Genomic DNA, 26,834 nt, shown 5'->3' with positions numbered 1-26,834 from the left:
ATCATCCCCCGAAAATCTGTCGCACTATTTTTTATGTAACCTTACATATGGGGATAACTTGGTTTTCTTAAAGTCCCGAAACCACTATAGGGTGCTTTTATTCACCCGTATTGCTGAGGATAAAGTCCACCTTCTCTATTTTCTCTCGGTTTTTTAACCAATGAGAAACGTGGCTCAAGATCACAAAGATAATTGGCAATAATAGCGGCATACAACAGCCCAATATTGCCTGAGGTTAATAGGTCCATAAAATTCGTTATGCTCGGCGAGGCACTTTCAAAAAGCCTACTCAGCAACCACTCAATCCCACCCAAAGATAAACTAATTGGCAGAACACCAATTATACCTCCGAGTATGCACGAAAAACACATGGGGATCGAATGGCGCAAAACACCCAAATTCAGCTCTTTCCATATCGATTTGGTTTTGGCATGCACACTGAACGGTAATTTGAGAAACCCTGCAAAACACAGAAATATTAGCCCAAAAAATGCGTACTGAATACCTACAGAAATATCTGGAAATCCTAATTTGGCGGCGCCTACCATTACGCCCCAAAATATAAGAAAAATGCAGATAAGAAATACCATAGCTTTAGAAAAACCATTGGGCTGCGCACTACTATCTTCATCATATCTTAAATACTTACCCCACCAAATTCTGGCAAGATATCCACCCATCAACAATCCTACCGAAGAACCTCCCAGCGCCAGCATCATATCACCCCAGGAAACCAGTGTGAGCAACACACCATCCGCAATACTGATATTTATTGGCCCACCAAGGAATGCATTAATAAACAAGCTAAACCACGTCTGCAAAAGTGCATAGCCAAATACCAGAAGAAGAGTAAAAGGGAGTGTACGGTAAAAATAGCGAACACCGCCGATGGTGGAATGCATCACTCTGAACGACATAAATTTCTCTTTAGTATTTTCATAGATATATTGCTTTACCACAGCCCAAAAATCGCGCCTCTAACGCCTTTAAAACCAGGAGTTTTTTTTCGACGGCCATATTCTATAGCATTGGGATCAGAAACCTATGGGCTGACTGGCGCTTCATTCAAAGGGTCAGCAGCATTGACACTCTGCACTACTCCATTCACGCGAAATCCATATTCAGGGCAAAGAGCACAATAGAACGCAGCTGTTACAAACATATTCGCAAGCGCAAACAAGCCAGATTGCAAGCCTTGCCAAACTTGCTGGAAAGAGACAACCCCTTGTTCAGTCCCTGCACCTAAAAATCCGACAAACCAACCTAAAATGGTTTCAAGAACAATCATCCCCAAGCCAACGCCCAACATTAAAAGGAAGAACGCCCAGAACATGCGCCACCCCAGGCCATCACCCAACACCCATGCATCAGAAAAGCTATTTTCCTGGCCGCCCACTGCTGCGGAAACCAAACCCAAACGCAGCCGCATAAACACTGGCTGCAGAGCGAACCCAATCACTCCCCAAATAATTACCGCAGTCGTGGAAGAGTAAAGCAGCGTAAACGTACCAAGAAAGCCATTGATCTGCGTAACTATGAGGTCATATTTGAAAAACTCTATGAAAGACCCCTTCTTTCTGGGGGCTACTTCATCTCTTCGACCAACGAAACTCGAGTATATATAGAAACTTATAAGGGACGTTCCCCAAATCAACAGCAAATTTAACAGCAAAAAAATCGTTAAAGTAAAAGCCGAATGATCCCCTATCTCAAAGCCATTTTCAGCGAGGGTCATATACCCCAGGCCCATAGCTTCGAGCGCATACATAACAATGAAATAGAAAATACTGTATCCTACATAAACCGGAAATAATGACCGCTTTAGCTGCCACAGATATGAGAAGCCACTTTTTGCTGCAGCCCACATGCTTACGTTTTCGTTTGCCGGCCGTGCAAATGTTTCGGAATAGTCAGCCATAGTTTCACCCCACAGAAATTCTACTAAAAACAAGCACTATGGGCCTTAAAATACATCCCAAGATTGCTAAGCCACTATACAGTTACCGCTCTAAAGATAAAGCACCAACAAGCAATCTAACGGTTTCTTTATCAAACCAATTCAATCCTACATCTATTTTAAATTGCGAGTAACTTCTGCAGGATGCCGACTTTACCTCCCCCAGCAAAAACTTCAGATCAGCTTATAAATCTTGGATAGTTTCCTTACGCTGCCATCTTGTCCGTTTCTTCAACCTCGAGCGCCTCATCTTTCAAATCAGGGAACAGCTGTGTGTATACGCTGGCACCAATTAATGCCGCAAACACTGCACGCCAAATACCACCAAGCGACACAAAAAAAGCCTCAAGCAGCAATGGAGAAAACGCGGAAACAGAGGAAAGCACTCGCTCATACATCAATTCATATACCAAGGTCGGAAGCATCAAAACCAAACCAAGGAAAAAAGCACCTTGCAGCACACCAATACGCTGCGCGCCTGATTTCGTATATGAGCCACCCCAAAACGGGCTGTCTTTTAAATTTGTCACCTTTGCAGCTAAGGGCAATGCAAAAACACCCGCCAAAGTGAGAAATAGCATTCCTGAAAACCAATACCCCAGCATTATTACTAATAAGTTCGGACTTCCACCACTTCCTTGCCCGAAGACGTAAATAGCATTGGAGATTTGGGTAACAAGCAAATTAGTGACGAGCAAAAACACAAAGAAGCGCCAGCCAAATCCTTTAGTATTGAGCTGTTTTTGCTTCAGGGTTTGCTGATTATAGAAAATGGGTACACCATCCCAGAATGTGGCATAATCTCGCCCCAGCAGAAAAATACGTATCAGGTTAAAATACAGGCGAGAAAGCACAATAAACATGCCCACCATACTCGCAATGAAACCCAAACTGGCAACAGCAACAGAGATTTGTCCTTGTGCTACTTCAGCCAGCAAATAAAAGAAGAGATAATATAACCCGAACATCAATAGTAAGGGCATTATTATAACTTGAGTGATTCCGAACTGTCCGCTTAAAAGCCCTTTAAAGACATGCTCAATTAACTTACCAGCTGAAACGGATTTCTCACTTACTTCGAATGTCATAATATCCCCCAATCAATTATGTACCCCATTTGTTCCACCCGATTATTAACACCATAACATGTACAATTGCAAGTTAAACAATGCAATCAATCCTCACATAATTCCCCCTATCACTTTCTCACTTGCCGCAGCGCGGCTTTCCGCGTATAAGGCGCGCAAATGTTAGGTTTCAGGCTTTCCCCCTTGTCATGTAATTGTCATATCCGGGAAGGCTTTTTTAGTTTCCGGGCTGGCCCTCCCTTGAAGTAAAAGCCGCCCCTTATTCGTGAAAGTCTGTGTCATGAGCACAAAGAAAATCCGCAATATTGCTATTATTGCGCACGTTGACCACGGCAAAACAACGCTTGTGGATAACCTTTTTAAACAGTCTGGTACTGTGCGGGAAAACCAGCGCGTTGAAGAACGTGCAATGGATAGCGGTGATCTTGAGCGTGAGCGCGGCATCACTATTCTGGCAAAATGTACTTCTGTAATGTGGGGCGATACACGCATTAACATCGTTGATACACCGGGCCACGCCGATTTCGGTGGCGAGGTTGAACGCATCCTTTCGATGGTTGATGGTGTGGTGCTGCTGGTTGATGCCGCAGAAGGCCCAATGCCGCAAACAAAGTTTGTAACAAGTAAAGCTCTTGCCCTTGGCCTGAAGCCTATTGTTGTTGTGAACAAAGTTGATAAACCAGACGGCAACCCGGACGCTGCAACAGACCTATGTTTCGATCTGTTTGTGAACCTTGACGCAAACGATGACCAGCTTGATTTCCCTGTGCTATACGCATCTGGCCGTGATGGCTGGTGTGATGAAAGCCTGGACGGTCCACGCGAAAACCTTCACCCGCTTCTTGATAAAATCATCGAGCATGTTGAGCTGCCAAAAGTGGTACAGGACGGCAATGTAGAGAAACCATTCTCCATGCTTGTTTCCATGCTTGACCGCGACAACTTCCTTGGCCGTATCCTTACAGGCCGTATTGAAACTGGCCGTGTGAAGGTAACAGACCCAATCCACGCCCTGAACGCTGCAGGCGAGGTGATTGAAGTTGGCCGCGTGTCCAAGCTTCTATCGTTCCGTGGGCTTGAGCGTGTGCCGGTTGAAGAAGCAGAAGCTGGTGATATCGTAGCCATCGCTGGCCTACAAACAGCAACAGTAGCTGATACACTTTCAACAACAGAAGTATCAGAGCCTCTTTCTTCTATTCCGGTTGATCCGCCAACCCTGGCGATGACATTCTCAGTGAACGATAGCCCGCTTGCTGGCCGAGAAGGTAAGCTTGTAACAAGCCGCGTTATCCGTGATCGCCTTCTTAAAGAAGCTGAAGGTAACGTTGCGATTAAAATTACGGAAACTGAAAGCAAGGATGCGTTCGAAGTAGCTGGCCGCGGCGAGCTACAGCTTGGTGTTCTTATTGAAACAATGCGCCGTGAAGGTTTTGAGCTTGCTATCAGCCGCCCACGCGTTCTGTTCCAGAAAGACGATAACGGCCAACGCCTTGAGCCATATGAAACAGTTCAGGTTGATGTGGACGAAGCGTATCAGGGTATCGTGGTTGAGAAAATGTCTCTCCGTAAAGCTGAGCTATCCGGCATGGTTCCATCTGGCGGCGGCAAGGTTCGACTCACGTTTGATGCGCCTGCTCGCGGCCTTATCGGCTATCACGGTGAATTCCTAACTGATACACGCGGTACAGGTATCATGAGCCGCTCGTTTGACCGTTATGATGTTTATAAAGGCGCAATCGCTGGTCGCCAGCGTGGTGTACTTGTAGCGAACGGTGCTGGTAAAGCAGTTGCTTACGCACTCTTTAACCTTCAGGAACGCGGTATCATTATGGTGGACGCGGGTTCTGATACATACGAAGGTATGATCATCGGTGAAAACAGCCGAGATAACGATCTTGATGTGAACGTACAGAAAGCCAAGCAGCTAACAAACATCCGTGCCGCTGGTAAAGATGATGCAGTGAAGCTGACACCACCAAAAATTCTGCCACTTGAAGAAGCTCTCGCTTACATTAATGATGACGAGCTTGTGGAAGTAACACCAGAAAGCATCCGCCTTCGCAAACGTTACCTTCTACCGCACGAGCGTAAGAAACACGCGAAATCAATTGAAGGTTAAGCCTTTGAAGTTCTGAAAAAAGCCGGCCCCTTGCGGTCGGCTTTTTTTTGCCTTATTCTTATGAAATAAGAAAATTGCAGTTAGACGGTTGAAATACAAATCCAGCCTACCTACATAGCAAGTATAAAGAAAAAAACGGCATAGCCGACACGACGACAAACGCGAGAAAAAAAATGCAAACATCACCTATTCCGTGCCACTACGGCGTAACGAAATCTGAATATGCACGCCAGGTTGCAGAGCATAACGCAGCTATCGCAGCAGCAAACAGAGGCCCACGCCAAGGTATTATCAAGCGGCTAACAAAACTGTTCCGCTAGAAATTACTCTCAATAAAGAATATGTCACGGAATGCGAGCAACTGCTGCTCGCGTTTCCTATTGTGCTGTTGGACGCACTAGGAACCCCTTTTCCGTATTTCCGTTCAAATAACAGGAAGGGCTGCTAAAATCTTTTCTCGGCGTCAGCGCTGAAATTCCCATTCCATATTACATCAAATACCAGTAGGTTCCCTGAATGATAGTTTTATTGCCCCAAGCTGCATAAATTCAGGGATTCATTTTATGGTTTTCAAACGTTTACTTGCCGCAGCGGTTCAGCATTCAGAGGCAAGAGCTCTCAAAAAGGAGCTAGCACTCCTTTTAAAAACCAACACCTTGGAAAGCCGGCTTCAGGCACTTCACACACTCGAATTTAACTTCCCGTCCACATACAGGTTGCCCTGGATTTATTGGGGCCGTTTATCGGATATTGCAAAACAATCATATAACGCAGTTGAAGAAACTATTTTTCAGCTATCCGGCATATCTGACCTGGAATTGCAAATACTGAATACGGCAAAAGCAAGCCGTTCTCCCGGCAGCCCAGGTAGCCCGCCTGAAGAGATGTTCACCGATATCGAAGCAAGCCGGGAAGTTGCTCGTACACTGTCGCCCCACGTTCGACTTGAATATCTTTTGCTTGCATTTCTTGCACGTAAACACCAACTCAGCGGACTACTTTCCCAGGATATGCTTGCTGATAAGCAGTTGTTTCTTCGCGATATAGACGAAGAAAAAATACGCGATCTGTTATTTGATATTCTTACTTTCACGGCCATTCGGCGCCATATGCCGCAATTTGTACAAAACCCGAAAGCGATGATGCGGCGCCTGGCGGCAATTGCTTCTTATCCTTTTACTCAAGATATACTCAACAAAAACCGTGTAGCTGCCGTTAACTTTCAGGCAACACAGTGCACCATGCACGGAAAATTTGATGAAGCGGTTGATCATTATAAGAAGGCCTCAAACATGGAGGGCTTCAACAGCAGTATATTTGAGCAGATGCATGTAGTGGCCGACATCAAGGATGTTATCCGAGACCATAATGATACATATCACTGGTATGAGAATAAACATCAAACCAGCTTCACATACAGGCATAAAACTACCGACGAACAGGCCGTACTCATATCCTGTGATACAAAATACTTCCATTCTTACGCCGAACTGTTCCTACAAGTTATTGGAGCAAGCAATCCATCACCTCTTGTCCATTTTCATATTGTAGACAGCAAACCGATAGACCCACATTTCGAAGAATTAATGTTGAGATGGGAGAAAGAATATGATGTTCGCTTGAACTGGACTTTCGAGGTGAACCATATACTCCATGATCGCCCTCAAAAAAAAGCTGCCATAGCCAGCTGTGCTCGATATATGTTGCTGCCTGAGTATCTGAAAGCTTACAAAAGCATCTTCATTTCTGACATAGATGGCTGGATAAACATGCCGCTTGAGGAATTCCACAACTTTGGAGACGGCAGCTTAAAAATTAACAGCTGGATCTGGCGGAAAAATCAGGGATATTGGCGATTATTGTGGGGTAATATTGCGGCTGGAAACTTTTCAATAAAATCTGATGGACCTGGTCGGCTATATGCCACCCTCGTTTCGAGTTATATAAAGCGCCTGTTTAAAGCCAACGCATATAATGAAAAAAATATCTTCTTTGCAGATCAAACAGCCATGTTTCTATCGCTAAAGTATCTTGAACAACAAAAGGCAATTAGCTTTGATTTTCTAATTGGCGGCTTTTCACAAAGCGCGCATCAATCTTTCCATTCCAGACATGATGCGAAACAAAAAGCAATGATAGAAAAACTGAAGGAAATCAAAGAGCAGCCAAACTAGCGCCAGCATATACAAGCTTTGCCGCAGCGAAATCTTCAATAGCAGCCCCTACGGATTTAAAGAGCGTAATCTCACCGGCAGATGATCGCCCTTCATGCTTACCCATACATAGCGAAGCTAAATCAGCTTTTATATCTGCCTCGGTGAACACACCTTCACCAATTGCTTGAAGAATATCTCCGCCTTCCCCCATTACACCATCATGGGTATCCACAAAAACGCTGGCTTTCGAAACTGCGGTACCATCCACCTCCCGCATATCAGGCTTGTATGCGCCCACAAGATCAAGATGAACACCCTTCCTAAGCCATTCACCCAGTACGATAGGTGTTTTACTGGTTGTGGCACTGCTGATGATATCTGCATTCGCCGCGGCATCTGGAAGATTACCCACAGGACGTGCATCAAGCCCGAGATGCTGTACAGCTTCGCAGGTGGCCTGCATTTTTGCCTGATCTCTACCGTATATATAAACTTCTTCAAGCCCGCGCACCGCTGCATGGGCTTCGATAAAATACGGTGCCAGCTTACCAGTGCCTACCATCAACAAGCGCTTGCTGTCAGCACGTGAGAGATACCTGCTCGCGAGAGCCGAGGCCGCAGCCGTACGGCGTGCGGTCAGTTCAGCTGCATCCATCAACGCCAGCAACCTGCCATCCTTCGCATCAAATAGTTGGTAAATACCGCTTACAGTCGGTAACCCTCGTTCAGCATTCAAGGGCACCACACTCACTGCCTTAAGGCCAAAGCAATCATCATCCACCCAGCACGGCATAACAAGCATGGTGGAACCACCTTCACCAACTTCATAGTGAGCACGTTTCGGGCTTTCAAACGAGGAAGAAAAAGCACATTCGAGCGCATCAACAAGCGCAGCATATGGCGTGTAATCAGCAATTTCTTTTGCTTCGATAAACTTCATCTTATCCCCCTGAGAAATAACCCTCTTTTATCCTGCATACCGCATGAAATAAGGCTTGCCTATCCCTTTATCTAATGTAGGCTTCCTTGAAAAATATGGGGAGGGATACATCAAATGGCGAAAGAAATTTCCGAACTTCATGTGCAGGATATGCACACAGCAGGCGAACCTGTTCGTATCATTACAGGCGGTTATCCTGAACTAAAAGGGAATACCATTTTGGAAAAACGCCGGGATGCTCATAAGAACCATGATCGCCTACGGGAAATCGCTATGCTTGAGCCGCGCGGACACGCGGATATGTACGGTGTTATCCCAACAGCCCCTACCCACCCAGGTGCTGCTTTAGCGGTCCTCTTCACACATAATTCTGGCTACAGCACCATGTGTGGGCACGCCACCATTGCCATGGGCCGTTATGCTATCGAAAGCGGCATTGTAGAAGCCAAAGAAGGTCTGACAGAATTTGTATTGGAATGCCCGTGCGGACCAGTGCATGTAAAATCCGCAACATCTGACGGTAAAGTAAGCCATGTAAGTTTTGAAAGTGTTGAAGGCTATCTGGCGGAACGCGATTTGGAAGTAACACTTAAAAACGGTGAAACCATCACCGTTGATATCGCCTATGGCGGTGCATATTATGCTTTCGTGCCAGCATCGCGCCTTGGGCTTGATCTTTCGAAAAGCCCACTTGAGGATCTGCGCCGCGCGGCGGTTAACCTTACCAACACCATTCGTGAAAACCACACCATTACGCACCCGAAAGAACCTGATCTGGGCTTTCTTTACGGCACGATTATCACAGGTGACGCCCCCCTGAAAGAAGGCGAAGTTAACCCGCATCTCTGTTATTTTGCGGAAGGCCAGCTTGACCGCAGCCCAACAGGAAGTGGTGTAACAGCGCGGCTAGCACTCGCGCACGCAAAAGGGCAGATGGACCCAGGCGCTTCTTATAAGTTCTGCGGTATCAGCGGCATCCCGTTCAAAGGCCGCATCGTGCGAGAAACCACTTTGGGCGACCATACAGCTGTTATTACAGAAATTGGTGGCAGCGCGCATTATAGCGGCACAGCCGTTTTTACCGTGGAAGAACACGACCCTCTACCAAACGGATTACCAATCCCGGAAGCTGCCGGGGCCATTTGGCGCACATAAAAGGATAAAGCAAGGGCTGTGTTCTGCGCGGCCACAGCCCTCATCTTTTTAACTATTCAGTATCTGCCGTAGGTTGGTGGCCTGCTCCGCCAAATGATCTGAAATTTTCATCACCTCACCCGCCACGGAATGCACATTATCCACATCTGTGGTTACGCCGTTGATGTTCATTGTAATCTCAGCAACACCTGATGCTGCTTCCTGAACATTGCGGGCAATTTCCTGTGTAGCTGCTCCCTGTTCTTCCACCGCAGACGCAATACCTGTGGATACTTCATTAATATTGCCGATAGAATCCGTGATCTGGCTGATAGCATCTACCGCAGATGTTGATGCTGTTTGTATGGCCTCAATCTGATGCTTGATATCCTCGGTTGCCTTCGCAGTCTGGCTCGCGAGGTTTTTCACTTCTGATGCTACAACGGCAAAGCCCCTGCCCGCTTCACCAGCGCGGGCTGCTTCGATCGTGGCATTCAGCGCCAAAAGGTTAGTCTGCTTCGCGATGGCATTAATCAGGCTAACCACCTGTTCGATTTCCTTCGATGTCTGGGAAAGATCAACCACCAGGCTATTTGCATGATTTGCTTCTTCCACAGCGCCCGTTGCCATCGTGGATGAATGCGCCATCTGCACATTAATTTCCTGAATACTACTGCTGAGCTGATCAGCCGCTGTTGCCACCGTTTGTGTATTCAGCCCTGCTTCCTCCGCACTTGAAGCCACCGTTGTTGTCTGCTCTGCCGCAGATGATGCGGTTTGATTCATCTGATTGGCGCTGCTGTTCAGCTGGGAAGACATACTGGCGATATCATCCACCAGACTTTGAAAATTATTCATTTTCAACTCAACACCATCAGCGGCAGCGTTAATTTCACGTGTTGCTTCCGCAAAACTGCCCACCATGCCCTGCTCTGCAATACGCCGGAAATACTGATTTTTAGCAATAAATCCAAGGCAAGCAGTGCTTTCCCGAACATAGGCATCCACACGGTCAATCATCTCATTGATCCGGTGGCACAACCGCCGTTCTGTACCGTCATCTGTGGTAATATTCAGGATACGTGCTTCAAAATTGCCTCTGCAAACTGCTTCACAAACTTCCAGGATTTGATCAATGGTTTCTTCTTTCACTGCTCCTGCAGGAGCACTTGCATTATCCTCTATCGTGTCAACCTTTTCAAACATGCCCCTTACCCTCTCATCAAATCGGAAATAAATTCGTTATAGGATTGCCCCTTATTCGAAAGCATATCCCTGAGTGCCCCCATAGATTTTTCAAGCCCCGCCTTACGGTTCGTGGCAGATTGCTCAAGGGCACGAAGCTGGTCATAAAGAGGTTCAATCACATCCCGAATAACCTGATGATTAGGTACACGGCGTGTTGAATGATAACCGATAATTTCGCCGTTTTCCCGGCTTGGGGTTACATGCGCAATAACCCAGTAGTGATCCCCGTTTTTTGCAGAATTCACCACGTAGGCGAATATTTCTTCACCCGCAGAAATTGTTTTCCAAAGAAGATCAAAGATCGCACGTGGCATATTTGGATTACGGATAACATTATGCGGTTTTCCCATTACTTCCGCTTCCGTATACCCTGCAATTTCAAGAAAAATATCGTTTGTGTAGGTTAATTTACCCTGTGTATCTGTTTTACTAACGATCAAATCGTTTTTATCAAAAAACAATTCCCTGCCCGTATAGTCCATAAGAATGCTCCAATTCTTATCATATCGGTGCTTATATGTAGAGCCTCTCGCTTAAATATCTTTGACCGCGATCAACCATAAAACGGTTTTCCACCAGATAGTTACCCCCATAACAATTAATGGCTGGTGATCTCGGATCATTCTAAATTTTAAAGATAGCTTTGCAGTATAATAATATGCTGCATAACGTAGAGGCCTTCACCAATATTACTGTTCCCATCCAATGCGCTGCTTCCCCAAGCACACATTTTCGACCCCTCACAGACTTATGCGCATCAAACGCTTTTTAATTCAAGCGCATGACCCATAAACAAAAAGTGAAATATTCTCACTAATTGCAAACACATCATTAAACAAAACCTTAAATTGTCAAGTTATCTTTCGGGAAATTCATGATGAAAAACTGCATTTAAGGAAAGTTATATTTTGTTCTCAGCTGAATAAGTAAATACATTTAAAGTTAGCCATTCAAACTTAAATATAATCAAGTAAAGAAGGCTGTTTCTATAAATTCATTTGTAACAGAAGAAGTTGCACAATTTTGTGCCTTTGCCAACATTTCCTCCGCCTTCTTCATATCCTTCACTTGCTTATAAATTTCCGCTCGCGCCAGATAATATGGGGCATAGTATTCAACCGCTGCCACATCTGAAATAGCATCCAGTCTTTCAAGAGCTGAAACAGGCCCTTTCTCAAAGGCTTCAGCCACGCTGTAACTAATTTGCACAACGGGGCTATCAGCCACCTGCTCAAGCGCATTATAGAGCACGCATATGGCGGCCCAGTCTGTTTGCTCCCACGTTGGTGCCAGAGCGTGTACAGCGGCTATTGAGGCTTCGATATGATAACGACTAAGGGCGTGCCCATTTTGGGAAAGCGGCATATGACAAAGCGCCTTTTCCGTTAATTTATGGTCCCACAGCTTTCGGTTCTGTTCTTTAAGCAAAAGTAATTTACCGTCTTCATCCATCCGGGCATTAAACCTACTGCTTTGAAAGGCTAGAAGCGCCACCAGTGCATGGGCTTCTGGTGTCGTTGCCTCTTCATCCGCCGCAATAACTTCAGCAAGCCTGAGCGCTTCAAAAGCAACATCCTTCAAGATCAATCTGTCCCCGAACCGCGGGGCATATCCTGCGCTGAACATCAGGTAAATTACTTTCAATACTGTATCCAGACGGGCTTTCACTTCAAAACGGGAAATACCGGAAAGCAGCTGTTGCTCATCCAATCTTAATTTTCTTTTTGCCCGCGCCAGCCGCTGTGCTGCAGTACTCTCGCTTATCAGGAAAATACTTGCTACTTCACTTGCTGTGAAACCACTCACGATCTTGAGCGTCAGCATAAGCCTGTCTTGTTCGGAAAGCACAGGATGGCAGCATAGAAACATCAATTTCAGTTCCGGGTCAGAAAGCCGGGGATCGGAAATATTATCGGCTACGCCCGTTTGTTTACGAGGGTCATTGTCTTCTTCGAAAAGATCTTCTCGCCCTTCTCTCCTCAGGCGGTCAATGGCTTTATTTTGCGCGACACGGGCGAGCCATGCCGCTGGTTTATCCGGCATACCGCGATAAGGCCAGCTACTGATTGCAGCCAGCACTGCTTCCTGCACCATATCTTCTGCCAGTTCCAACCTGTGAGGACCAAGCCGGTGAACGAGGTTGGCTATCAACCGCCCCCGTTCCCGCCTCGCTAACTGATCAAGCCTGTTTGGATCAAACGCTGTCATGTTTGCTCGGGCTTAAACATCATGGATTTCGCGGATATCCATGGAGATATTATGTTTCATGTGCGGATGGCTTTTTGCGATCTCGAGCGCTGCATCATAATTTTCCGCTTCAATGATCATCAGGCCACCAAGTACCTCTGCGAGCTCCGCGAACGGGCTATCATGTACTTCTGTGTTACCGTTTACGCGGGTAACAGTTTTACCAGCTTCATCCATCAACTTATGCCCGCCTTTATAGATGCCGCGCTCGGTCATTTCCTCAACCCAGCCCACATAGTCTTTGATGATATCCATATAATCTGCTTCGGAAAGGCCCTGATAACGATCAGGCGCGTGGTTAAGCAGCAGTGCAAATGATTTCATGTCTCTGTTTCCTCGTTGACAAAGCGAGCGCCCAGCGCGCTTGCTTACCCCTATGTCGAACGGCGAAAGGCAATATTGACATATTTTTAAAAAAAAATGAAAGGCTATGAATTCTATAGGCTTAACCAATGCCCGGCTCACTAATCTATTCCTCTGACACATCCACATACTTGACAATTATCAATTAAATAACATATTTGATAAAAATCAACTATATTCTGGAGAGAAATGATGGAGATAATTAAAACAGTGGTCATAGACCGCACAGCGGATGAAGCCTGGTACATCATCGCCGAAGAATTCGACCAAGCCTATAAATGGATGAGCTTTGTGCATCATTCCCACAAGGTTGATAGCAGCGATACCGTTGATGGCGCCCCTGTAGCTGGCAGAGTTTGTGAATTCACAGATAATCCAGATGGGCTTAAAGCCATTGAAAAAATCCTGAGTTATTCGCCAGAGAAGAAGCAGTTTGTGTTTGATGTGGTGCCTGTGAATGCTCCGCGTATTTTCCCCGTACACAAAAACATTGTCACAATGTCTGTAACAGCGCTCGGTAACGATAAAGCTGAAGTTAGTTGGACATCTAATATAGAGCTAACCGCCTTTGGTTATGTCCTCTATCCCTTCCTGAAGTTTGGCCTTTCCAAACAATTCGGGCAGGTTCTGGCTGACCTTCAGGCCTATACCAACAAAACACCTGCTGCAGCTGCGGCCTAATTCCCCATACATGAAAGATCCGACCATGCTACGCTTTGCCCAACTTTTGTCCGGCTTGTTTGTGCTTGTTTTAGGCACATCGGCCCTAACCCTTATCTTCGCACCTGATGCTGTAAATCTGGCTGCTGGTTTTAATGCCAATACAGATTACGGCTTCACCAACATGCGCACACTGGGTGCACCGCTTCTCAGTATTGCACTGATCACTGCTATTGGCGCTTTGAAGAAAGACTGGATGCTGCTTCTACCAGCATCACTTTATTTTCTCTTTAACGGTAGTGCGAGAGTGGTATCGCTCTTTAATGAGCAATATGACCCTGTAATGCTGCGAGGCCTGTTGCTGACCTTCGGCTTATTTGCGCTTTCCCAATTGGCACTGCAAATCTTCCGCCGTGCAGAGAAAAAGCTACAAACAGAAGATGCCGCAATGGCACAGGCCTAGAACGACCTAGCGGCTGCTCCCCCCGCGCCAGCTGCCAGCAAGTCCCGGGAGGGTTTTAAGGAATATCTATGTCGCGCAGGTTCTTGGACAGTATGTCTGAAACCCTGAAGAATGTTTCTAAATCCTTCCGGGCAATGCCTTCAGTAAGTTTTTCCGAAAATTCAGCTTCCAAGGCTTCAATTCCTTCAAAAAACGCAAGGCCTTTTGGTGTGAGTTGCAGGATTTTACTCCGGCCATCATCAGGGTTTGGTTCACGCGTTACCATACCGGCTTCCACAAGTTTATCAATGAGCCGCACAACCTGTGCCTTATCCCGCTTTAGGGTATCTGCCACATCCACCAGCGTTACATTTTCACCAGACCAGATCAGCCGCATAGTCCTCAACTGTTGCGGCGCAAGATCAGCCCCCAAGGCATCAAGGCGCGGCGCAATTTGCTGACCCATATCATGGCTCAGGCGAAAAGCCACTTCATGCACTGTCCGTGTTTTCTTCAAAGCTCTGTCCTCGGCATAAGCAACGATGATGATTGATTGCTACATATATTGTTGATCCACATCAACTATATTCAGTTCTTCTTTTTCGCGCCGTAACCGGATGTTGGGCGGGGATGTTCTGTGTCTTCTTTCAGGCCCCAATTATTTGTAAGCTCTTCAAATTCAACATCTTCCGCATCCACCATACGGTCGGGGATATGTTTTTCGATAGCTTCATAAATCGCCCCTGTTTCCAAAAGGAACGAGGCACGCGGTAATTGCAGCAAACCATGAAGAAAACCCCGCTCTACCAGCGAAAGCCTGTGGGCCAAGTTCATATGCTGACGGTATTTTTTCTCGTCTTTCAGGTGGATGTTAAGCTTTTCGTTCACTTCAATAACATCATCCCACGGAATAAGAATATTCCCGAGGCCGCTATAGATTATACCCGCATCAGAGATATGAAGTGTCGGGTTATCTTCCCGCACCCAAAGAAAACCGCGAAACGCACTGTAAGCCGTGAGTGGCAACATTATATACGGCACAAAATATTTAAGAACACCTGACCACTCTGGCACTTCAAGCACCACAACCACTAACACTATTAAGGTTAAAAACTGGCCCCAGAAAGAAAGCCAGCGCAGAGCATTATTGCCTCTGAATTCCATGATATTCCTCGCCTGTCGTCTTTTATTTTATGTAGGCAGTATGACGGCAAACACAAGCAATGGAAAGATATTAAGAAAACCGCTGTATTGCTGCTCTTTAAGCGAATAGAAGCGCATCTTCGTCTTCACCTTCATGCCCATCATCAAGCATCGCCTGCACATTCTGTACAGTTTCAAGGAAGGAAGAAATAGTAGACGCCATTTCATCTGCCGCAGCAGCAAGGCGCTGGGAGACCTCCATCACATCACCAGCTTCAAGGCTTGCTTCATCAGCCTTACCAGCAACACCTGTAATCTCATCGGCGACAGACTGGGTGCCTCTTGCCGCTTCCTGCACATTCCTGCCCACACTGATAGTAGTTTCATCCTGCCTTGCAACAGCGGAAGAAATCTCACCTAGGGTCGCGTTCAATTCACCAATGCCGCCAGCGGTTTTTTCATTGGCTTCAACAGCGCTTTTGGTCGCGGCCTGAATTTCTTCAATCTGCTGGGAGATTTCACCTGTGGCATCTGAAGTTTGGGTTGCCAGGTTTTTCACTTCACTCGCCACCACAGCGAAACCTTTCCCTGCCTCACCTGCACGCGCAGCTTCAATCGTAGCATTCAGCGCAAGCAAATTGGTTTGGTCGGCAATATCCTTAATCAGGTTCAGGACTTGGGAAATCTTGCTGCTGTTACCCACCAACCTGCTAATGGCTGCATTACCTTCTTCTGTTGCTTCAACCGCATGGCCAGACATAGTGCCCGCAGTTTGCACCTGATCACTTACCTGCCTGATAGAGGCCGCCATCTCATCTGATGCTACGGCGAGCGACTGCACATTTGAAGATGTCTGGTGGGTTGCTGCCATCACGCTATTGGAGCTTTCAGAAACACTACTGGCGATATGCACCATTTTTTCCGCTGCTTGTTTCAGTTCCCCTACACAGGTTTGTAGTTTTGATGTTGTTTCAGTGCTTGTAGAACGGAAACTGGTGATCAAGTGGCTGATCTGCCCTGCGGCAACTGCCCTGCGCTGCGCTTCTTCAGATTCCCGCTGTTTCTGCGCTTCAATTCTGCGCGCTTCTTCTTCAGCCTGCTCTTGCGCCAAGCGCTGTTCTTCCTCGCGTCGACGGCTATCGGAGAGGGCAGATTGTGCCTCCTCACCTTCAATAATCGATAGCCGCATATCTTCCACCGAGCGCGCAAGTTCACCAATTGCATCACCCAGCTCCCGGCAAGCAACGGGCGTTGTCCTGTTACCGCCCGCAATTGCCATCACCGCATTCCTCACTTCAGTAAGCGGGCCAGTGATTGAACGCCCTACAAGGATACTGAACACAACAGCCACCACACTGGTGAAGGCAATGGTAATGAGCGCTTGGTTTTCGGTAGAACGCTGGGTTTCTATCCACACCGCCTGCGCTTCATCTCTCGCGGCTTCTGTCTTTGATGAGATTGTCTGCAGTTCCTCGGGAATATTTTTATAAAGCGCTGATAGCTGCCCAGTAAGCGCAGTTTTCTGCAAATTCATATCCGCAAACTGATTAAATGTAGTGCTATACGTTTGGATAAGTGCCAAAAGTTCCCCGCGTTCACTCACAGGTACAGTTGACCGTTCAAGTGCGGCTTTAAATTCTTCCACACGTGTGTCATGGCGCGTGATATATTTTTCCTGCTGGCGGAGAATAAAATCTTTCTCGTGGCGGCGCATCATCAACATAAGGATGGTCAGGTCCTTAGCGCCGTACCCTTTAAGCTTTTCTTCCACTGCATGCACGGCGGCACGCAGTTCCCCTTCCATACCTGATGTTTCATCCAGCCCGATGACCGTGATAAGCGAAGATACTTCTTCAAAAACTTTGCCGTGCTCAACCAGTGCTTCTTTCGCTGTCTGAACGCTGTCCCTTAACGCGCCAGTGGGGAGTTGGGCGATAAGGGCATCAGCACGCGCGAGCGCATTCGCAGCCTCACTCCGGTAAGAACTGATATATTTTGGATCTTTCCGGAGAAGGAAATCCTTCTCATGCCGGCGCATCTGCAGCGCTGATAAATTCAGGGATTTAGCTTCCGTGGTATAATGCTCATTTTCTGAAAAGGTTTCGCTTGCTGCATCCAGCTTCTGACCTGCTGAAAAAATAGTATAGCCAATAACCAGAAAACCAATAAGCGCAGTCGCCACCGTGGCCGCAATACGCGCCCTGAGCGATACATCCGTAAACTTAATCATACCAAACCCCACAGCTCCGGGTAATACGGTTCATCACCCAAGCCCCCAATCGTCCCTACTTAGGGTAGTTTTGGCAGGGGTTTGTTACGCTTTTATAGAATTTTTAAGACAGTCCATATAACTACAAAAGAAAAGGCGCCATAAACGCCTATTCTATGCATCTGCTATAAAGGTGAAGTAACCTTGCGTTTCTCTATTAACCTTCCATTTCCGCAATCATCTGCCAATAACTGGTTAATTCCTTCATGGTTTCAATGGCTAATTGGCGGCCGACAGCTTCATCACTAAAACCTTCAAGGAAAGTGTGGCGTTCAAAACCACGGTTAGTGGCAATAAATTCCTGTCGGTTAATCACAGGAGGCATACCATCCGTAAACAAGCTGGCGATATTCTCACCTGTTTCAATCTCAATCACATTCATCTGAAAGGCAAAACCGGATTCTGTTTCCATACTTGGGGTTAGGAGGATTTCAATCATCAAATCCGCCTTACCAACCATGGCTTTGGTTTCCAACGAGTGTGTGTTCACCTCTTCATTGCTGGCTGCATCAGCCCCAGTCGTCCGAATTGCCATTTCCCGGTTAATCACTCGCGTACCACCCCGGATCATGGTTTTTTTGAAGCTGCTTTCCAGCTTCATATTCAACAATTCCCTTAGATTTTCTCGGGCCTGATCTTTGTTCAAACGACGGGTACCAGATGTAACTTCAGTCGTTCCTGGTGAAACATTGGCCGTTGTCCGCCCTGTATAGGGGTTGTGGCTGGCGCTAGCATAAGCGTTTGAACTGGCAGCTACATAATCAATATAATATGTGACAACTTCATCAGAAAATTCCCGGTTCCAGAATAGTATAAAACGGGGCCTGCTCTTCTTTTTATTTTCTCGATAGAAGGCTTTGATAAATTCTTTCTGATCAGGCAGTTTGGGCTCAGGTGCTTTTTTCATCACCGGCGGTACATTCGGGCGTTGCTGTGCGGAAACCGAAGGCACATAAAACGCGGAACAGGCCAGCGCAAAAACACAGGCTTTCATAAATAGCTTCATGCTTAATCCCCTTCGTCTACTTCAATAAGAAAATACCCCACGCCAGTAGAAATAGATTTTTCGGAATAAACCTGCGTGGCTTTTGGTGATAAAAACACTCGCTTCCAAACGGTTGTTGGTTCAAGCGGCATCTGGTTCATATCCATAAACGAGGTTCTTACCAGCACTTCTTGATTATAATCCGTACAGTTAACAAGCCGTGTCATAACTTCAACCGTACCTGTCGCTGTGCGTTTCGAAAACACAGCCTGTGGAAGAATTTTCTTACGAATGTTTTTATCAACAATTTGCACAGCATTCAGGGGAATTGCTGTCATGGTTGTTGGCACATCCGAAATAAGAGCCGGGCCCGCGCGTACTACATTTTTATAGGGGCGAAAATCACATTTCACTGTTGGACCAACAGCGGTTGAGGCTTCTGCAACAGAAGCCCCTGCTGCAAGAACCGCAGCAAGCGTTAATATTTTTTTCATCTTAATTCAGCCTGTAAAGTATCTATTGGTGCTTCAACAAGCAGCCAATTTCGGAAGTTCATATCCTTCTGCTGGACACGCTTTTTCTGTTTGCGCATTTTCTTCCATGTCATACGAGCGCCGGGGCTTGATTCCGGAACATTTAATGCGCTACGCGATCTGGTCCATATAATGCCGCAGGTATCATCCCCACCCATCATGTAAACTTCTGATGGCGATGCAATATCACCGTGTGGGCCAGAATAAACGGTTGAATAGCGATACTCCCCAACACTGCGGAACGCGCCCGTGCTTACTGTTACCAAATCAGGCAAGTTATCCCACATACGTGTATCAGCTTGCGGCTTTGAACTGGCAGATACAGCAGAGAAAATACCGCCAATAATAGCAACCCCAGCCCCGATAAGAGCGGCATCAGAATCTCCCGATGCGAGGCCTGCGAGCGCCACGCCTGTTCCTACAGTTGCCAGTCCATCGCCAATGGCATCTGTTGTTTCCTTAAAGGAAGCTTTCCCTTCAAGTAAGCCATCAATAGGGCGGCCACCGCGCGTGGAAGATTGCCAATAAACGCTTGAAGCAATTTCATTCGTAAATTCTGTTGTCGCGCCTGTGCGGTTCTCCACGATGAACCTGGCATTGGTTTCACCAAAGCGTTCATCTTTCTCAAATTTCAGAATTTCGTTATATTTACCTTCGCCAATTTTTTGTGGCCCTGCACCCAATTCTGAAATCATTAATGTATTATTTTCTGGCGCTGGCGCCGCTAAGTTAGGGCGCACTTCGTTGGCCCGACGGAAGGGTTCTTCCCCATTTCTACCTTGGCACTGAAGTGCCCAACCATCCAGATAATTCAAAACCGCAAAATCAGCCTGAAATTCTTCCAGATCAGAGACCGAATCCTGATATTCGCCAGCACGAAAAACGGCCCGGGCGTTTTCATAATCTCCAATCCGAAGATAAAGCAGCCCACGATAATAATATGCCATAGCGCGTTCATATGGCTCGCCTTTAAAATCTTTTACAGATTCCTCTTTAAACTTGGATTTCGCGGCTTTCGCCTGTGGGTTATCAGCATAAATTGCTTCGATTTTATCAATCGCACGATCAAACGCCCATTCAGCATGCCCATAATAACCTGCTTCCATTGCGGCCAAACCAAGACGGTTCAAATTCAACGTGGCGTTCCGTTCACCTTCAATGAACAAGCTTGAATAAAACGGCTTTAACACTTCAGGTTTATCTGCGACAAAGTTCGAAATTTCTGCTGGATATGGCCCCATACCATATTGTTTGCGAAGATTTTTCGTTAAGGAAGCCAATCGTTTATCATAAGCTTTCTGCGCTTTTTTATTAGCCTTTTTAACTGCTTTCAGTTCTTTTTTTACAACCTTCAAATCAGCCTTCATTTGCTTTTTTTCAGCTTTGGAAAGCCCACCAGCTTTAAGGGTTGTTTTCAAATAGTCATGGCGTGCCTGTAATTGCTGTTCATGCGCAAGTGCATCCTGGCTAACAGCAGGTTGGCTTCTCAGCGCCAGAAGAGCGGCACTATCGTCAGCGACCACAGGTGTAAATGCAACCAAGCCGCAAATGGCGACAGTCGCTAATAAAGTTGATTTCTGCATCTTTTAACCCCCAAAAGAAAAAGCCAACCTTATTGAAAGGTTGGCTTGAAAATAGTGTTAGCGGTAAACAACATCATCTGCGGCAGCTTTTGAAAGCTCATAAATGCCACTCCAGACAATAACACCACGTTCCAGATCAACCATTTCAAAGGTAATTTGGGTGTAACGCTGCATCATGCCTGTGCGTGCATCGCGGCTATCTGATGAAGCAATTGTGCCACCAAGGCGGTAATCAGCACCAGCCTGTGCCTGTGTAGTGCCGCGTGTTGCGGTATCAACCACACCTTCACGCTTTAATGAACGTTCTTGCTGCACCATGCCTGCATAATTACGGCCAACAAAAACCATCCGCCCCATAGAAGCACGGTTTAGGTTCACGCGAAGGCGATTGGTAATCAGGTCTTTGTTCATACGCTGGGTGCTATCATTCACGAAGAAACCACTATCAACAATAATTGCCGGGGGGTTTGCTGCATTAGCCAGCATTGGGTTTGTCAGCATGTCTCTCATCATCTGATCAGTCATCGCCTGAATGTCTTGGCCTTCAATGCCAACCCCAGCAACAGCGCCTGTACGTGATGGATCTTGCGAAACAGTTGCTACCCCCGCAGAATTATGAACTGCCTGCCCGCCACATGCTGCCAAAACACCACATAGTGCTGTTAACATTACTGATTTTTTAATGAACTTAGAAAATGAACTAATTTGGCGCATGAGAATTCCCCGACCTAATCATTGATTGTATAGACATAGATAAAGGGGGAACGAACTTATAGTTCATCCAAACATAACCCCCTCTGCATGGAAAATAAGATTAGTTTAATAGTTTAGAGTCAAGAAAATAGTTTCTCCTATTGCGTGCTTTATTATTGTATAGATTTTAAAAAAAATCTTAAAACATTGAAAATACAACTATAATATGATCTTGGAGGTTTTCGAAAAAGAACATAAGTTTAAAAAAAAGAGCGTTAAGAAAACGCCCTTAATTAACACCCATAAGTTTATCTACAGGTCATGAATCAGCTTTTTTCCATGTAAAGCGAGCGGCATGGGTATGGGATGCTGATGCCTTCTTTATCGAACGCTTCTTTCACTGCTTTGAGCAGAGCAAAGTTAAGCGGCCAATAATCGCTGGCATTACACCAAACGCGCACAACAATATCCACACTGCTTTCACCAAGACCAACCACTGCAACAAGTGCTTCTGGGTCTGTCTTACAGCGGTCATCAGACGCCAATACGCCTTTGATTACATCCATCGCTTTATCGATATCATCGCCGTAACCAATACCGTAAACCTGATCAAGGCGGCGGATATCATGATGGTTAAAGTTGCGGATGCTGCTGCCCCACACACTGCCGTTCGGGATAACAATACGTACATTATCGCCAGTATCCATCTCAGTTACAAAGAGAGTGATCGCTTTCACAACACCAGAGTGGCCTGCCACTTCAACAAACTGCCCCACCTTGAACGGACGGAAGATAAGAAGCATCACACCAGCCGCAACGTTTGAAAGCGTGCCTTGCATCGCAAGACCAATAGCAAGGCCGGCAGCACCAACAACAGCAACAAGGCTGGTTGTTTCAATGCCGAACTGGCCGAGAATAGCAATGAAGGTGATAATGATAATGGTATATTTCGCCAAGCTCGCAAGGAACTGGGAAACCGTTTCATCCATCTTTTTACTTTTACCAAGGAGCTTTCTTAACTGCTTTTCAGCGAAGCCCGCAACACGGAGACCAATAAATAAAATAAGGAGGGCGCCAAGAATGGCGAGGCCCATATCAATGCCCTTTGAAATCCACTCATCATAGAGCGCAGAGTCTGTCTTAAAAAAATCCATCATTTTTCCTCAATCACGGTGCACCTGAAACCCTTGGTTACAATAGCGAATTTCAAGCGCAAAGGGAACAGGCGTCTTTAAACCTTTGGTCTATGCACTTTTAAGCATGATTTCTGGCGGATGCGTAACGTCATTCCCGAGCATGCCTTTTACCTGCTGTACATTATCAAGGAAGGAACTGATCAAAACCGTGAGCTTTTCTGCAGCACCGCTCATATCCTCAGCAGCCTGCATTACGCTGTTGGCCTCTGCACTGGTTTCAGAAGAACGGGAAACCACATTCAAAATCTCCCGACTTACATCTTCTGTACTTCGAGCTGCAGTTTCTACATTTGCCTGCACCGTGTGGGTGGATGCATCCTGCTGGGCCACCGCGCCAGAGATAGAAACCAGTGTCTGGTTCAGAGCCGTAATCCCGTCCACCGTTTCCTTATTGGCCTTTACCGCCTGCTCGGTTGCAGCACGCATATTTTCAATTTGGGTTGCGATTTCCCCGGTTGCGCTTGCTGTTTGACCTGCAAGGTTTTTCACTTCTGAGGCAACAACAGCAAAACCTTTACCCGCATCACCCGCACGCGCGGCTTCAATGGTAGCATTCAGCGCCAGAAGGTTGGTTTGATCGGCAATATCATCAATAAGGTTAAGGATTTCACCAATCTTGCCTGAATTTTCTTCAAGTCTCCGAATAGCCTCGCTGCCCTCTTCGGTGCGATTTACTGTATTTGCGGATGTATCACTCGCTGATTTTACCTGCGCATTCATATCGCTGATAGCTTGGGAAACTTCATCGGTAACGCTGGAAACCACCCGCACGCTATCAGCCGTTTCTTCTGTTGTATTTTGTACGTGGTATGAGCTTTTTGTAGCATCTTCAGCAATTTCGGCCATGCGGCTTGCTGTAGCCTGAAGCGCCTCTACAGACCGCACAAGCACAGTGCTCATAGCATTGCTATCGCGTCTGAAGTTTTCAATCAGACCATCAATTTTCTGTGCAGCTTCCATGCGGCGCACGGCCTCTGTTGCTTCACGTTCCTGTTGCCTGCGTTCCATCTCTGCCTGGCGGCGGATTTCTTCCTCGCGCCTGCGACCTTCTTCTCGTTCTCGCTCGGCAGCTTTGGCTTTAATAATTTCCCCTGCTTTAATCGCTTCACGCATTTCATCCACAGCGCGTGCAAGAGCACCGATGGAATTGGTTTGGCTTACGCACGGCACATCAGTATCAAGCGCGCCGCCTGCGATATTTTGTACACTCAGGCGCACACGCTCCATGGGGCGACTAATGGAAAAGCCCACGAAAATACTGAACAGCGCCGCAATGATTGTGGTGAGGGTGATGGCAATAACAATAAGCTGTTCAGCACCATCTTGCACCCGGGTACGTTCAGCCTCTGCCTCACTTGCGGAAAACTCAAGGTATTGCACCACACCGTCCAGCAGTTCCGGCACTGGTTCAAATAATGCCGCAAGATCGGTAACAGTAGCCTCCCGATTAAGGGTGATATCTGCGAAATCTTTAAAGGTACTGTGATAAGTCTTCATCAGTTCCATCAAAGCACTGCGCTCGCCCTCGGGGACCGTGGAGGCTGGTAATAATGCTTCGAACTCCGCAAGCCTCGTTGCATGACGGCCAATATATTTATCTGCCTTCCGCATGATGAAATCTTTCTCATGGCGGCGCATCATCAGCATTTTTACCGTAAGAGCATCAGCACTGTAGGCTTTGAGCTGCGCTTCAGCATTATGCACAGAAGAACGAAGTGCCCCTTCAAGCCCTTCGTTTTCCGTTAGGCCTAACTGCTGCATGGTTTTGACAAGCGCTTCGAAGCGCCTGCCGTGGGAGGTTATAGCTTGCCGAATAAATTGGAGTTCCTGTTTGGTTTCAGCATCACCAATTTCACTCTGCAGGCTACTTTCCAGCGCCAGAGCCATCCGAAGTTCCGACTTATAAGCCGTTACAAACCCCATATCCCGATTTAGGAGAAAATCTTTCTCGTGCTGACGCATTTTCAGAACCGCGAGGTTAAGCGTATTTGCTTCTCCGGTCATCCGCTCTAGCTTCAGAGCTACCTGATCGACCGCGTTTCGTTCGCGACTGGTAACAAAAACCGTTGCCGCAATGATAAGGAAACCCACAGACGCCGTGAGAACAATTGCCCCAATTCTCCACCGCAGGGAGATATTAGAAAACTTGAATGCCATTTTGCCGACCCCAATCGTACACTTAATATCTTTGGGTTAGCTATATGGACAATATGTTACAAATTTATTCACCTTTCCGTGGGTGAATTCATTAACAATTGTAATGGTATAGAAAAATTAACGGATATTGGTTTATGCTTATAACTAATAACACCACACGGGGATTTATTCCCCTAAACCGAGAATACTAGAGGCCATAAAGTGATGCGTGCGAAAACAAATCTTGTGAGCACCCTGCTTTCCACATTTTTCTTTGCTTCAATTTTTGAAGTAAATGCCGCTGACGATGACATTACAGTCGCCAGCATGGAAATTCCCTATGCCTACACAGAAACAGGCGACGGCGTTTATAACACCGTGTTTAAAAAGCTGACTGAAGGCTATAAAGGTGACGTAACCGTCTCCTTCATGCCGTCCGCCCGTTTCAACCGCTTGGTAACGAACCGGGAAGTGGACTGTGATTTTATCGGTACAGAAAAAATTGAACGCTGGGAAAAAGACGGCATCAGTGCTGATGAATTAGAGTTTATTGGCCCTATCAGGGAGCTGTTTGTAACAGTATATGTACCCGCTGGCGGTAAAGTACCCCATACCATTGAAGATCTGAAAACCATGCGCCTGGCATCGGATGTGAACCTTGTCCATACCGTGCGCCGATACGGATTAAAGGAATCATTTGCCCTTCAAAGCCAGGTACAAATGCTGAACCTTCTTTCCATTGCCCGTATTGAAGCCCTTGTTGGATATGATTTTGACCTCGACACTCTAGCCCCGCGCCTTGGTGTAACTGATAAAATCGTAAAGACAGATATCAAACTGGATAAGCTTGTAGACGGCGTTGTGTGCTTTAAAAACGAAAAAACAGCGCCGTTTCGGGCACACCTGCGTAACAAACTGAAAGAAATTACCGAAAGCGGTTGGCTGGACGCTGAGTTTGAGAAATTTTTCGCAAGCCAAAGCCAACAATAACGACCGTTTATTACAAGAGTTTTAGAGTATCCAATTGATGCGGGCGAAATACACCTTCATCACAGTAATGCTATCAAAAACCTGTCTGAAAAATGAAAAGGCACAGATAGTATCCATCCAAGCCTAAGGGGGGCGAGGGAAACAGGGGATATGAATGAATTTTAGGAATAGCTTATTAGCACTTCTATTCTTAAGTTTATCAGGGGAAACGGGCGCAGACGACACATCAACTTCTATCAACATAGCCAGTCTTGAAATTCCATACGCCTATGAGGAAAACGGCGTTGGCGTTTATCATAAGGTGCTGGAAGAACTTACTAAAGGGTATGACGGTGACTATAATATCACCTTTTACCCTTCAGCACGGCTTACACGGTTAATGATTAACCGGGATCTGGACTGCAACTATATTTCCACCGGAGCACTTGATGCATGGGAAAATAACGGCATTACCGCTGATGAATTAGTGTTCGTTGGCCCTATCAGGGAACTGTTTGTAACAGTTTATGTGCCAGCTGGCAGCCCTGTTCCAATGAGCATTGAAGAGCTACGTAATTTGCGCCTGGCTTCCGATGTTAATCTGCTGCGCATTATCCGGAAATATGGCCTGAAAGAAGATTTTTCTCTGCAAAGTCAGGTACAGATGCTGAACCTGTTATCTATCGGCCGTATTGAGGCACTGGTTGGATTTGATTTTGATCTGGATACGCTTGCCCCGCGCCTTGGTGTGAGCGATAAAATCACCAAAACTGATATAAAGCTGGATAAACTCGTAGACGGCATCATTTGTTTCAAGAATGAAAAAACAGCACCTTTTCTAGCTCATCTACAGTCACGCCTTAAAGAAATCACCGAAAGCGGTTGGCTAGATGCAGAGTTTGAAAAATTCTTCAAAAGCCAAGGTGTTCATGCACAAAAAAAAGCACGCTGATTTAGCGTGCTTTTCTAATCG

Annotated in this window: 25 protein-coding genes; 8 read left to right on the top strand and 17 right to left on the bottom strand. The window is 46.4% G+C overall.

Annotation, left to right across the window (positions count from 1 at the left end):
- Positions 1–101: 101 nt before the first annotated feature.
- The 3 genes from KFE96_RS06060 to KFE96_RS06050 all read right to left on the bottom strand — a co-directional run bounded on the left by KFE96_RS06060 (position 102) and on the right by KFE96_RS06050 (position 3,045).
- Positions 102–917, bottom strand: coding sequence for a hypothetical protein (locus tag KFE96_RS06060; protein WP_255835089.1), 816 nt, complete (start codon positions 915–917; stop codon positions 102–104).
- Positions 918–1,042: 125 nt separating this feature from the next.
- Positions 1,043–1,918 carry a hypothetical protein gene (locus KFE96_RS06055; protein WP_255835088.1) on the bottom strand — a complete coding sequence of 292 codons (876 nt, stop codon included), beginning with the start codon at positions 1,916–1,918 and terminating at the stop codon, positions 1,043–1,045.
- 245 nt (positions 1,919–2,163) lie between these two features.
- Entirely contained in the window at positions 2,164–3,045 is an 882-nt protein-coding gene (locus KFE96_RS06050) for a hypothetical protein (protein ID WP_255835087.1), read from the bottom strand.
- Positions 3,046–3,325: 280 nt separating this feature from the next.
- Between KFE96_RS06050 and typA the strand changes: the two genes are divergently transcribed.
- The 3 genes from typA to KFE96_RS06035 all read left to right on the top strand — a co-directional run bounded on the left by typA (position 3,326) and on the right by KFE96_RS06035 (position 7,338).
- Complete coding sequence (typA, locus tag KFE96_RS06045) at positions 3,326–5,164, top strand: translational GTPase TypA (RefSeq protein ID WP_247015323.1); 1,839 nt, start codon at positions 3,326–3,328, stop codon at positions 5,162–5,164.
- 173 nt (positions 5,165–5,337) lie between these two features.
- Complete coding sequence (locus KFE96_RS06040; RefSeq protein ID WP_247015325.1) at positions 5,338–5,484, top strand: hypothetical protein; 147 nt, start codon at positions 5,338–5,340, stop codon at positions 5,482–5,484.
- Between the two features lie 243 nt (positions 5,485–5,727).
- Positions 5,728–7,338: a hypothetical protein gene (locus KFE96_RS06035; RefSeq protein WP_255835086.1), complete on the top strand. Its 1,611-nt coding sequence runs from the start codon at positions 5,728–5,730 to the stop codon at positions 7,336–7,338.
- Here KFE96_RS06035 and KFE96_RS06030 read toward each other — a convergent pair.
- Positions 7,319–8,260 carry an ornithine cyclodeaminase family protein gene (locus tag KFE96_RS06030; protein WP_255835085.1) on the bottom strand — a complete coding sequence of 314 codons (942 nt, stop codon included), beginning with the start codon at positions 8,258–8,260 and terminating at the stop codon, positions 7,319–7,321. The two genes, KFE96_RS06035 and KFE96_RS06030, sit on opposite strands and share 20 nt — an antisense overlap.
- Before the next feature lie 114 nt (positions 8,261–8,374).
- On the opposite strand from KFE96_RS06030, the gene KFE96_RS06025 reads away from it, so the two are divergent.
- Positions 8,375–9,415 (top strand): proline racemase family protein, encoded by a 1,041-nt coding sequence (locus KFE96_RS06025; RefSeq protein WP_255835084.1) that lies wholly within the window; start codon positions 8,375–8,377, stop codon positions 9,413–9,415.
- A 48-nt stretch (positions 9,416–9,463) separates the two neighbouring features.
- Here the strand turns inward: KFE96_RS06025 and KFE96_RS06020 are convergent, their stop codons facing one another.
- From KFE96_RS06020 to KFE96_RS06005, 4 genes are all read right to left on the bottom strand, one after another.
- Positions 9,464–10,600 carry a methyl-accepting chemotaxis protein gene (locus tag KFE96_RS06020; protein WP_255835083.1) on the bottom strand — a complete coding sequence of 379 codons (1,137 nt, stop codon included), beginning with the start codon at positions 10,598–10,600 and terminating at the stop codon, positions 9,464–9,466.
- Between the two features lie 5 nt (positions 10,601–10,605).
- Positions 10,606–11,124: a PAS domain S-box protein gene (locus tag KFE96_RS06015; protein WP_255835082.1), complete on the bottom strand. Its 519-nt coding sequence runs from the start codon at positions 11,122–11,124 to the stop codon at positions 10,606–10,608.
- Between the two features lie 484 nt (positions 11,125–11,608).
- On the bottom strand, positions 11,609–12,850 hold the full coding sequence (locus KFE96_RS06010) for an RNA polymerase sigma factor (protein WP_255835081.1): 1,242 nt from the start codon (positions 12,848–12,850) through the stop codon (positions 11,609–11,611).
- A 12-nt stretch (positions 12,851–12,862) separates the two neighbouring features.
- Entirely contained in the window at positions 12,863–13,213 is a 351-nt protein-coding gene (locus tag KFE96_RS06005) for a YciI family protein (RefSeq protein WP_247015333.1), read from the bottom strand.
- 231 nt (positions 13,214–13,444) lie between these two features.
- Here KFE96_RS06005 and KFE96_RS06000 point away from each other — a divergent pair, with 231 nt between their 5' ends.
- The gene (locus tag KFE96_RS06000) at positions 13,445–13,933 is read left to right on the top strand and encodes an SRPBCC family protein (RefSeq protein ID WP_255835080.1); all 489 of its coding nucleotides are present in this window, start codon (positions 13,445–13,447) and stop codon (positions 13,931–13,933) included.
- Between the two features lie 25 nt (positions 13,934–13,958).
- Positions 13,959–14,375: a hypothetical protein gene (locus KFE96_RS05995; protein ID WP_255835079.1), complete on the top strand. Its 417-nt coding sequence runs from the start codon at positions 13,959–13,961 to the stop codon at positions 14,373–14,375.
- 55 nt (positions 14,376–14,430) lie between these two features.
- On the opposite strand, the gene KFE96_RS05990 is transcribed toward KFE96_RS05995, so the two are convergent.
- The 9 genes from KFE96_RS05990 to KFE96_RS05950 form a co-directional block, all read right to left on the bottom strand.
- Complete coding sequence (locus tag KFE96_RS05990; RefSeq protein ID WP_255835078.1) at positions 14,431–14,871, bottom strand: MarR family winged helix-turn-helix transcriptional regulator; 441 nt, start codon at positions 14,869–14,871, stop codon at positions 14,431–14,433.
- A 71-nt stretch (positions 14,872–14,942) separates the two neighbouring features.
- Entirely contained in the window at positions 14,943–15,518 is a 576-nt protein-coding gene (locus KFE96_RS05985; RefSeq protein ID WP_255835077.1) for a hypothetical protein, read from the bottom strand.
- Between the two features lie 97 nt (positions 15,519–15,615).
- Complete coding sequence (locus tag KFE96_RS05980; protein ID WP_255835076.1) at positions 15,616–17,727, bottom strand: methyl-accepting chemotaxis protein; 2,112 nt, start codon at positions 17,725–17,727, stop codon at positions 15,616–15,618.
- 196 nt (positions 17,728–17,923) lie between these two features.
- Positions 17,924–18,772: a hypothetical protein gene (locus tag KFE96_RS05975; protein ID WP_255835075.1), complete on the bottom strand. Its 849-nt coding sequence runs from the start codon at positions 18,770–18,772 to the stop codon at positions 17,924–17,926.
- 2 nt (positions 18,773–18,774) lie between these two features.
- Positions 18,775–19,245 carry a hypothetical protein gene (locus KFE96_RS05970; RefSeq protein WP_255835074.1) on the bottom strand — a complete coding sequence of 157 codons (471 nt, stop codon included), beginning with the start codon at positions 19,243–19,245 and terminating at the stop codon, positions 18,775–18,777.
- Positions 19,242–20,867 (bottom strand): hypothetical protein, encoded by a 1,626-nt coding sequence (locus KFE96_RS05965; RefSeq protein WP_255835073.1) that lies wholly within the window; start codon positions 20,865–20,867, stop codon positions 19,242–19,244. Before KFE96_RS05965 ends, KFE96_RS05970 begins: the two co-directional genes overlap by 4 nt.
- A gap of 57 nt (positions 20,868–20,924) precedes the next feature.
- Complete coding sequence (locus KFE96_RS05960; RefSeq protein ID WP_255835072.1) at positions 20,925–21,581, bottom strand: penicillin-binding protein activator LpoB; 657 nt, start codon at positions 21,579–21,581, stop codon at positions 20,925–20,927.
- Between the two features lie 305 nt (positions 21,582–21,886).
- Complete coding sequence (locus KFE96_RS05955) at positions 21,887–22,717, bottom strand: mechanosensitive ion channel family protein (RefSeq protein WP_255835071.1); 831 nt, start codon at positions 22,715–22,717, stop codon at positions 21,887–21,889.
- Between the two features lie 87 nt (positions 22,718–22,804).
- Positions 22,805–24,913, bottom strand: a complete 2,109-nt coding sequence (locus KFE96_RS05950) for a methyl-accepting chemotaxis protein (RefSeq protein WP_255835070.1) — start codon at positions 24,911–24,913, stop codon at positions 22,805–22,807.
- Positions 24,914–25,117: 204 nt separating this feature from the next.
- Here KFE96_RS05950 and KFE96_RS05945 point away from each other — a divergent pair, with 204 nt between their 5' ends.
- Both KFE96_RS05945 and KFE96_RS05940 read left to right on the top strand, forming a co-directional pair.
- Positions 25,118–25,882 (top strand): hypothetical protein, encoded by a 765-nt coding sequence (locus KFE96_RS05945; RefSeq protein WP_255835069.1) that lies wholly within the window; start codon positions 25,118–25,120, stop codon positions 25,880–25,882.
- Between the two features lie 154 nt (positions 25,883–26,036).
- Positions 26,037–26,813, top strand: a complete 777-nt coding sequence (locus KFE96_RS05940; protein WP_255835068.1) for a hypothetical protein — start codon at positions 26,037–26,039, stop codon at positions 26,811–26,813.
- Positions 26,814–26,834: the final 21 nt, after the last annotated feature.

The sequence above is a fragment of the Kordiimonas sp. SCSIO 12603 genome (assembly GCF_024398035.1).
In the GTDB taxonomy this organism is placed as follows: Bacteria; Pseudomonadota; Alphaproteobacteria; order Sphingomonadales; family Kordiimonadaceae; genus Kordiimonas.
This window is presented reverse-complemented; position numbering and strand designations above follow the sequence as displayed.